Source organism: Armatimonas sp., from assembly GCF_964826245.1.
In genome coordinates this window covers 1-9,155 of sequence record NZ_CBAYMC010000182.1, presented here as the reverse complement: position 1 = coordinate 9,155, position 9,155 = coordinate 1, and the positions used below count along the sequence as shown (strand labels likewise).

The following is a 9,155-nucleotide window of genomic DNA, read 5'->3' as shown; positions in this document are numbered from 1 at the left end:
ATCCTGTGGGAGCCTCGGCGCTCAGTGTGAACTCTCCGATCACGGCCCCCGTGGCGCTAATAGGCCGGGTCTCTTTTAGTACCTCAAGCCCTGTCGGATCCGTTAGCTTGATCTCGGCAGTGCCCTTGTTGGGGACACTATAGGCATACGGGCTGCCTGGCGTGGGGCGGCGCAAGATAGTCTTGTAGTGAACGGTCTGGCCCGGACGGTAGAGAGGTCGGTCGGTGATGGTGTGGGCGATCAGGCTCTGGCTCTCAGGATCGGAGCCGCTTTGCTCATAGACCATCGTCTCGTCGTTGCCAATCGTGGCCAAGAGCGCCGTCCCTGCGGTCTGCGCCGACGGCAGGCTGAGGGTCGCCAGCCCACGATTATCCGTCGTGCCTCGCGCTGTCTCAGTGCCATTTAAGAAGTGCTGGATCAGCGCGCCGGGGCGGGGCTTACCGCTCTCTAGCTCGGCGGCGAAGGCCACTAAGCGGTTGTCGAGCGGGGAGCGAAAGGTCACCAGCGCGGTGTCCGTGGCGTGTACCCAGCTCCAGACCGACTCTTTGTCATGAATCAGCCGGGTAAAGTAGAGCCCTGGCTGGTTCTTAACGCCCTTGAGCGGCAGACGGAGCGTGAAGAACCCCTCGGCATCCACGCGGGGAATCGCTTGGGTGTCGGTGGCAAGCGGCGTCTCACAAAGCGACTGGAGCGCTGCCGGGAGCTTGCTGGTATCGTCGCCGTAGCGGTTGCCGAGCCGTCCCAGTGCCAGAGCGCGCTCGGGTTTGGAGAGGACCTCGGAGAGCCGCGCACGGTAGAGTTCGACGGAGATTTTCTGCCCCGTGTCCCCAATGCCCGTGATGGTCAGCATCGGGGTTTCTTTGGTTCCAAACGTGCGCTGCTGCGTGTAGGCCAGCTCCAGTGTCGCGCTCGTCGGTTTGAGCACGACATCTGTCGAGGTGGTCTTTGCCTCCGTGACCGTGATGGTCTGCGGGGGGCTGGAGTGGTGCGACGCTGAGTCTACCACTCTATAGGTACCCACAGGGATATGCCGGAAGGAAAAGTGCCCTTGGCGATCCGTCTTGGTGCGCCAGCTGCGGCTGTCGCTCTCGGAGAGGAGAGAGACGCGGCTATAGGCAAAAGGCTGGCTGTTACGAGCGAATGTCACGGTGCCCTCGACCGCTCCCACGGGCTCGCTCTGGGTGAAGAGTAAACCAAAGCCAACTAAGATCAACAAAACGGCGGCGAGGGGGGCTACCCCCCTAACCCCCGCCGGGCGGGGGGACAAAACAGTATTCTCCCCCGCTGGGCGGGGGCTGGGGGGGAGGCTCATTGACGTTTCTTCTCCAGCTGGTAGCCAACTCCAGCGACAATCAGCCAGGCGAGCCCGATTCCTGCGACCAGCTCGAGGCGGGCGAGGCGGGTTCTATCGGCGAGGGGGGCCAGGTGCCCTAAAAGCTGCGCGACTGTGGCGGCGACTCCCAGAGCAAACAGGGGGGCTAGAGTTTTGGTCTTCTCCGACGCGGCGCTCCAGAGCTGCCCGGCGAGCAGGCCTAGCACCAGAGTTAGCCCCGCACGTGGCCCGTAGAGAATCGTCAGGGCCGTCGGGAGCGCAAGCAGGGTCGCACCTGCACCCAGCAGTGAGCCTGCCGCCTGAGCGAGCATGGGGAGCAAGCCACCGAGCAGCAAGCCCAGCAGCAAGTACTGCTCGTGGAGCCCGAAGCCACGCGTCTCGTCAAAGCGCTGTGCCACCAGCCGCCAGAGCGCCGCCACGGCTAGTGCGGCCAGAGCGGGGAGGAGTGTCTCGTGTTCCTCGGTGAGGAGTGTCAGTAACGCCAATCCAACGGCGAGCAGAGCAACTCCATAGCCTTGGCCAGTGTGGTTGGCGGAGGTAATGGCAAGAACCATCGCCAGCACACCCAGCGTCCGGTACTTGGCTCCCAGGCAGAGGAGAAGCAGCGCAAGAGGAAATGCCGCCGCCGGTGTGGTAATCGGCCCCCAGTTACTCAGAGCTCCGACGGTTACGAGGGCCAAGGGACGAACTGCAAGAAGTACCAAGATCACGTAGCCGACCATGCCGACCACCAGCCGTGAGCCTCCTGCCTTGATAAACATGAGAACCGTGGCCAAGAGAAGTGCGCCTGCGGTAAAGATCATCGGAAAGCTCAGCCAGCCCGTCTTGATCGTCCCAGTAGGCCGAAATGTTCCCAGGCAAGAGGCTGTTGCCACACTCACGGCCAGTGCGCCTACGACTGTCAACGTGGGAAGGGCTTCAGGATTGCGCCAGCCGACTATGCAGAGCGCGGCAAGAAGCCCGAGCGTTGCACCGAGCAGGTTCTCCAGAGGGAACATCCCGTGCAGGCTTAGAAGCAAGACCAGCGGAGTCAGTGCCAGTCCTGCCGCCGCGACAGGCTTTTCTTGAAGCGCTAGCCAGCCTGCGAGCGCCCCAAAAACGCCGCCCAGAAGCACGCCCAGTCCGAGCGCCTGTCCCGGTGCAAACGCCCCGGTGGAGGGGAGGGAGAGAAGAAAGGCGAGCAGACCCGGCAAGGCCGCCTGCCAGGGGAATGCGACTCTCTTCCGAGGCGGCAGCAAGCCCACTCCTCCCACCAACAAACTTAACACTAGGGCGACGATCAGTAGGCCACGTTCCATGAGTACCTCTTTGAACAAACTCTACTCGTAAGTATACCCGTATCGCGGGAAAGCTATGATAGAATTTAGCAAGAGGCTACTTCTTGACCAAGGCCTGCCCTACCGCAATGCTGCGCCACGTCTGTGCGGGAACCCAGCTCTCTGATTCTGCGAGAACTGGGTGGGCTTTTCGTCCTGCGGCGAGGTTTGCGCCAGAGCGTGATGCAAAATTATGGCTTGTCTGCCGATAACCATAGCAGAGAATTAGGATGAGTGTATCTAACCCCGTTACTCAAAGATCATTCGTATGACCGTTAAGTCCTGGACGACGTTTAATTGCTATGAGGTGCTAGAGGTGCCCGTGGAAGTCTCCGATGAGGAGATTCGTGCGGCGTTTAAGCATGCATCTCGGCGAGCACACCCGGATCTGGGCGGCTCACATGAGGCACAGGTACGGGTCAATATTGCCTATGAGGTACTGAGCAACGCGGAGCTACGCAGTAAACACGACCGGCACTGGAAGCTCGGCGCTAGCGCCACGGGCCCGATTGTTCCCTTCTTCACCGGCGAAGAAGCCCTCCGCAATCTCTGGACGGGCGTGGGGGGAAGCTCGCGAAAGCTCGCGGATGGGAAGACCTCCTCGGGGCTGGTGCGTCGCGTAAAAGATCGGATCACGCGGGATCGGGATCGGATTACTCTGGATCGCGAGAGCCGCAAGTCTGCCTGCGTGGACGAGTTTACGAAAAAGCTCCTCAAGGTCCGCCTGGAAGCCGCGGTTATTCTGCTGGCGATGGGCTTGTCAGGATTGGTAGGGGTTCTCTACCCGGTTGCTTTTTTAGGGACGCTCGGTGGGGGCGCACTGCTGGTGCCTCGGCTACGCGGGGTGAACTTTGGAGTGGGCAGTGAGCTGAGCGTGGCACTCCTCGACCCACGGGCGGGCAGGCGGATTCAGGAGCTGGCCGAGCGGCTCTCCCAGGAGTCTGTGGCACGGGATCGGGAGCGGCTGGAAGTGCACTTTGCCGCCTTGGAGCAGCTTGGAAAGCTCGTCACGACCTCCACAAAAGCGGCAGACACGGAAAATCAGGTTCTCCGGCGCCTTCTGGCGACACTCTTTGTGCTTGGCCTCATGCCCACCCGGCACGATGCCTCCGCCAAACGCGTCGTGCTACAAGGAGAAGGGGAGTGGGCGGCGCTCTTTTACCAGCATGGGGTCAGCCAGCCCCTAGCGGTTGCCACGGTCGAGAGGATTCTCGATGCGCGTGCAGCTGTGGGAGCCCAAGCAGCGTTTCTCTACAACCAGGGCGGACTCTCTGAGAAAGCCGCGGAGTGTGCCGACAGTGCCTACGTCCGCTGGGTGGGGATACGTGAGCTAAACACATGGGCCAAGCAAGTCTGGACTTCTGAGAACGGTGGCCCCTCGGGCGATATTCTCCAGCGCCTCGCCGAGTTTAAGTCTTTCCTCGATACCCTTCCGGCATAGGGTCGCTAGAGAGCAGCGCTGAACTCTATTTTCTGGCCAGGCACGAGAGCATCGCAGGCGATCTGTAGTGTCTTGGCCTCTACCACCCCTGGAACTCGGCAGAGGCGCGTCTCACCGGCACAGAGTCCCTTCAGCGAGGTCGAGGAGCGCGTCGAGCCTACGGCAAAGTAGGCATCGTAGTAGAGCGGGGCGATTCCCGGGTTGCGCACGGTTATCTCCAGCCCTGCCGGAGTCACAAGTAGCTTCTCCACGTGAAAGCGGTAGCCCAGCGCCTGGCTTGCCTCACGAAAGCGCGTCATGGGCTGGTGCTCTGGCTGGTCGTTGGCAATCATAAAGGAGAGGTGGAAGCGCCGTGTGAGGGTCTCAAAGCGAGTCCCATGTGGGCCGCTCGGAGCCAGTGCTTCCTTCTGGTCGCTGTCCGTGTAGTAGCTTAGCTCCCCACCACGTGGCGAGCTGCGCCAGCGCTCCTCACCAAAGAAACGCCAGTTCTTCGCGTTCTCCGTACTGTGGCTTTTGCAGAGAAATGAGTCGTCAAAGAGGCCAAAGTTGAGGGCAAGTAGGGACTTTTCTGCCGCAAAGGGCGTGCTTTCGTCATCGGCGGCATCAATGGAGAGCATCCAGGGTGTGGTCTTCCAGAGTGCGTTTTGGTGGCGCAGGAAGCGTGTCTGGAAGGCTTTTGTGGGAAAGGTCTTTCCCAGAGCAAACGGGCCATCGTAGAGATGGTACTCCGCCCAGAGCCCGAAGCCCACTTGCAGAAACGCAAGCCGTGGGTCGCTGTCGTAGCGGGCGGCGAGCTTCTCGAAAAATGCCAGAGTGCAGCGCTGCCACTCGGGGTGTGACCAGTCGGGAAAGCTTGTGTGCTTGCCTTCGCTCCTGCCCTTGGTTTCTTTGTAATCGGGCAGGGACTTTATATAGCCCGGCACCGTGGTGGGCTTGCCCACGTAGGTGTCGTAGAGGCGAATAATGGCCTGGTGCTTGCGGTGGGCGATGCTGTCTAAAAGCTTCTCTAAAGCGCTCCAGTCGTACTTATCTTTGCCCTTGATGAGCTGATTGTAGCCTAGATAGCTGTACTCCAGCGAGATTGCGTCGGTACTGCGGTGCGGTGAGTCCTGCCAGAGAACGAGGCCCGTGAAGGGCTGAATCTGTGTGAGCTGGCGTGTGAGCGAGAGCCCTTTTTGTTGGGTTGGCATGTCAGAAAAGTGTACCCTTGCAAAGCTTGCGCCCCACTCCTAGAGCAGCCACGCTGTCTCTCCTTTCTTGAGGGTAAGCGTCACCGGCTTGCCCCCATGCCTCGGGGTGACTGTTACTGGCCCGTCCTTCACGGCATGCACCGCGATCAGTGGCTCGTTGGCAAAGACCACCGCATCGGTCTGGGTGTAGAGATGGACTTTCGCCGCACGGCAGGCTGCTCGGAGCGCCTCGGTGGTGACTCCCTTCTCGTCCACGAAGACCAGCACCTTGCCGTTTGCTCGGCGCTCCAGCGCTATCCGTTGTGAGGTTGTCAAGACGACTAGCACCTTAGCCGGACACGTGCCTGCCAGCACATCCGTGAGCAAGTACTGGCCGTAGGGCGCTCCGACCAGCCCGAGTGCCTTGCGCGTCGCGGAGAGCGGCGCGTTTTGGGTAGCGTTGGGAGAGAGCTGGTAGGCGGCGGTTTCGTCGAGAACCAGCGCTATCTCTGGTTTGAATGGAGTCGGGTGGGCGAGAAAGTAGTCGTCCCAGGCGGCGAATCGTCGTATCTCCTCCCAGAGCTTGGGATCGTCGAACCAGCCCGTGCCCGGAAGATCCATCCACCACGTGGCGTGGTTGCGGCAGGCGTTCTGTGCTAGATTGCGCCGTAACACCCCAAGCGTGCCTTCGAGTGTGTCCGCGCCCGAGTCCCAGCCGGGGAAGGTTCGTTCTTTGGCGAGATATGTCCGCGTGTCGTCCTCGTTGAGCCAGAGCTTTCCTGCGGCGAGGACGCTCTCCGCGGCGCTCATCACCGGGCCGACTCCGCCGATACTGCGCTCGAAGTAGGAAAACGGGCCACAGATAATATCCACTGCGGGCGAGGCGAGGAGCTTATGGAGTGCGTAGTGGCCGCTGTTGGCCGGGCCGCTGGGCATCGGGGCGAACTCGAAGCCGTAGCCGTAGAACAGCAGCGAGAGCTTCTTGCCCTTGCTGGCTTTTCGGACCGCGCTTGCCATCACCAGCGCGGCGTCGGCGATGGTCTCGGAGAGGAAGCGGTGGAAATCAACGACCGTGGGTGAGGGCGTTTTTGCCTTGCGCTCTGCGGGTGTGGGAACAGGCGCGGGCGGGAGCTTCTGCGCAGCTCGCCAGGCGTCCCAGGCAGTGCGATCACAGGCCGTGTAGCCTGGAAGTGCGCCGGTCCAGGAGTCCATCCAGAACCACTCGCCGGTGTTCTGGCCCGTCGGATGGTAGCCAATCATGCGCTCACCAAACGTCGCCTCAAGGTGCGTCACCAGCGCCGAAAGATGCTCCGCACCGTCCCGTTGGTAGGCCACCGACGCCGCGCTGGCCATCCCTCCGCCGTGGTCGCCGTCGTCCCAGCGCATGACATCATCAGGGTGGGACTTGAGCCAGTGTGGCGGGGGATAGACCCCAATACGAGGGAGTAGCAGTGCCTTAGGGTTGGCGGCCAGCACACGCTCACAGGCGACATCGGAGGCCTGGAAATCTAGCGGCTCGCCGGGGGCTGGCCAGGGAAGCGCCACTTCAAAGCTGACAATATTCACCCCCACGCCGGCAGCGAGCTTGACCTGGCTCTCGAACTGCACCGACGGCCCCGCCAGAAACGTGTAGCTTGTCCCTGGCTGGTAGAGCGCGACCGTGAGGCTCCGCGCTGGAGTCGCCTCCGCACTCAGGCTGACTTGGTAGATCTTGCCCTTGGTGAGCTTTAGCTGGTGCTCGTGAAAGACGTGGAAGTCCGGCCACTCCTTGCCCGGTGGCGGCGCGACCACGTGAGCGACAAAGCCCCCCGCGCCAAACTCCACGTGGCTCTCCTCGGTCGGTGGCCAGACCTTCCACGCTGGCTCCGCTCCCAGCACGACCCGGCCTGAGCCTGCCTCAACAATGCGCACCCCGCGCACCCCGACCTTGCCTAGCTCACGACCAAAGCGAAAGTGGATCGTCCCCGTCTGGGTGGTAAGCGGCGCGACAAAGGAGAACGTAATCTCCCGCTCCGCCCCAATCGGGACCGGCGACGCGCTGGCTCCACCCCAGAAAAGCCGAGCCCGTGTCGGCTTACCATCCACTTCGATCCTGGGAACCCCGCCCACGGTTCGCACCCTTGCTGTCTTCATGGAGGTACTATACCCTCATGAAAATCGCACTGCAGCTCGGGCTGATTCCGGGCCCGACCACGGCGGCGAAGGCGAAGTGGGCGCACGACAATGGGGTGGAGGGCCTGGAGCTGGGGGTCTGGGGTGGGGGACTGGAAAAATGCCTGCGCGATGCCGAGGCGATCAACGGGCTTGTGCCTATCTCCAGTGTCTGTGGCAACGCCGACCCTGACGGCAATCCGTGCTTTGACTTCCTCGACCCCGACAAAGAGAGGCGGCGCAAGGCCATAGAAGGCAGCAAGGAGCTGCTAAAATTCTGCGGCGAGGTCGGTGCGGCGGGGCAGATCGTCCCGCCGATCTTTGGTGGCCCGAAAGTCCCTGATCTCTCGCCCTACAAGACCGCCATCGAGCTGGAAGACGGCCTGATGGTCGCCGCACTGCAAGAGCTTGCGCCCCACGCGGCGGCACACAACACGCGCTTTCTGCTGGAGCCGCTGAATCGCTATGAGCAGCACTATCTGCGAAGGCTTGCCGATGCGCAGCGCGTCATCGAGCGCGCGGGCGCCCCCGAAGGCGTCGGGATTCTCGCCGATCTCTTCCACATGCATATCGAGGAGACAAGCTCCCCGCAAGCACTTCGGGATGCTGCTAAGTATGTCTATCACTTACACCTCGCCGACAACACGCGCCATGAGCCAGGAACGGGCGACATTGACTTTGTCGCTGCGTTTCGTGTGCTGAGTGAGCTAAACTTCGCTGGCTGGCTTGCTTATGAGTGTAGCATTAGTGGGGAAGACAAAGCCGCCAGTCTTGCCAAGAGCTTGGCGTTTGTTCGTGACTGCCTCACCAAAAAATAATTGTCACATTTTGTCTTGCTCTGACGTCTCTTATTACAGAGGAGAATTTTCCGATGAAAGCGTTTTTAGCAACAGCTCTACTACTCATGGCCCCCGCGGCATTTGCACAGACGTTCTCGGCTACGCCGCCGCTGGCGCAGTCGCGTGCGGATGTTTTTGATTGGCGTGAGACTCCGCGCAACCAGCCAATTCCTATCGTCCGAGCGGTCTTCGACTCGAATGGCTACTTACTGACCGATGAGAATGGACAGATGATCTCGGTGCCATTCTCTGGGAATCTCTATGCGATGCAGTTTGGCAAGACCAATAGCGCGATGTACTTTGTCAATGAAGGCAATAATGTCCCCACTCTCTACTTGCCCGATAATGGTTTCTTGGAGAATGCGGCAGTTGCCAACGGGCGCTGGTTCCCTTTCCCGCAGCGCTACTTCTACACCCGACCCGTCTACATGGGACTAGCGCCAAGCTGGGATGCTTACTGTGGCATGGGCTGGTTTCCAGGGATGACGGTCTTTGGTGGCTACTGGGGCAACCAGCCCTGGCGTAGTGGGATCGTCTACTCTCCCATGTCGTGTTTGACAATCTCGGTGGGCAACCGCTTCTGGAACAACTGGGACGACTACTGTGGTTTCTGGCCGGGAGCCGGGATTCGCCCTATCGTGATCCGCGACACACGTCCGATCTTTGTGGATCAGCGAAATCGCTGGGATGGCTCCCGCGACAGTATCCGCGACAAAGACTGGGATCGTGGTCGCCCGACATTTCGGCAGCCCTCACGTCCTGGCTTTCAGGCACCCGCACGGTTTAGTGAGGAGCGCGCCCAAGGCCAGGGAAGCTCAGATCGCTTCAACTATGGCACGACACCCAACGCGACCCGTGGAGGGAATACTTCGGTCTTTGGCGGCGGGACGAACCCGGGAGGGAGCC

At 61.2% G+C, this 9,155-nt stretch carries 7 protein-coding genes; 3 read left to right on the top strand and 4 right to left on the bottom strand.

Translation table 11 applies throughout. The features are described from left to right. Together AC1XOS_RS16015 and AC1XOS_RS16010 are read right to left on the bottom strand one after the other, a co-directional pair. A partial coding sequence (locus AC1XOS_RS16015; protein WP_481963227.1) for a carboxypeptidase regulatory-like domain-containing protein occupies positions 1 to 1,267 on the bottom strand: 1,267 nt, incomplete at its 3' end. Between the two features lie 41 nt (positions 1,268 to 1,308). Continuing rightward, entirely contained in the window at positions 1,309 to 2,631 is a 1,323-nt protein-coding gene (locus tag AC1XOS_RS16010) for a hypothetical protein (RefSeq protein ID WP_481963226.1), read from the bottom strand. A gap of 286 nt (positions 2,632 to 2,917) precedes the next feature. On the opposite strand from AC1XOS_RS16010, the gene AC1XOS_RS16005 reads away from it, so the two are divergent. Continuing rightward, a complete protein-coding gene (locus AC1XOS_RS16005) occupies positions 2,918 to 4,090 on the top strand; it encodes a J domain-containing protein (RefSeq protein ID WP_481963225.1) in 1,173 nt (390 codons plus the stop codon). A gap of 5 nt (positions 4,091 to 4,095) precedes the next feature. Here AC1XOS_RS16005 and AC1XOS_RS16000 read toward each other — a convergent pair whose 3' ends face one another. Together AC1XOS_RS16000 and AC1XOS_RS15995 are read right to left on the bottom strand one after the other, a co-directional pair. Continuing rightward, positions 4,096 to 5,280, bottom strand: a complete 1,185-nt coding sequence (locus AC1XOS_RS16000) for a DUF4832 domain-containing protein (protein ID WP_481963224.1) — start codon at positions 5,278 to 5,280, stop codon at positions 4,096 to 4,098. Between the two features lie 39 nt (positions 5,281 to 5,319). Continuing rightward, positions 5,320 to 7,392, bottom strand: a complete 2,073-nt coding sequence (locus AC1XOS_RS15995) for a hypothetical protein (RefSeq protein ID WP_481963223.1) — start codon at positions 7,390 to 7,392, stop codon at positions 5,320 to 5,322. 17 nt (positions 7,393 to 7,409) lie between these two features. Between AC1XOS_RS15995 and AC1XOS_RS15990 the strand changes: the two genes are divergently transcribed. After that, positions 7,410 to 8,228 carry a sugar phosphate isomerase/epimerase family protein gene (locus AC1XOS_RS15990; protein WP_481963222.1) on the top strand — a complete coding sequence of 273 codons (819 nt, stop codon included), beginning with the start codon at positions 7,410 to 7,412 and terminating at the stop codon, positions 8,226 to 8,228. 53 nt (positions 8,229 to 8,281) lie between these two features. Then, on the top strand, positions 8,282 to 9,155 hold an 874-nt coding region (locus tag AC1XOS_RS15985), incomplete at its 3' end, for a hypothetical protein (RefSeq protein ID WP_481963221.1).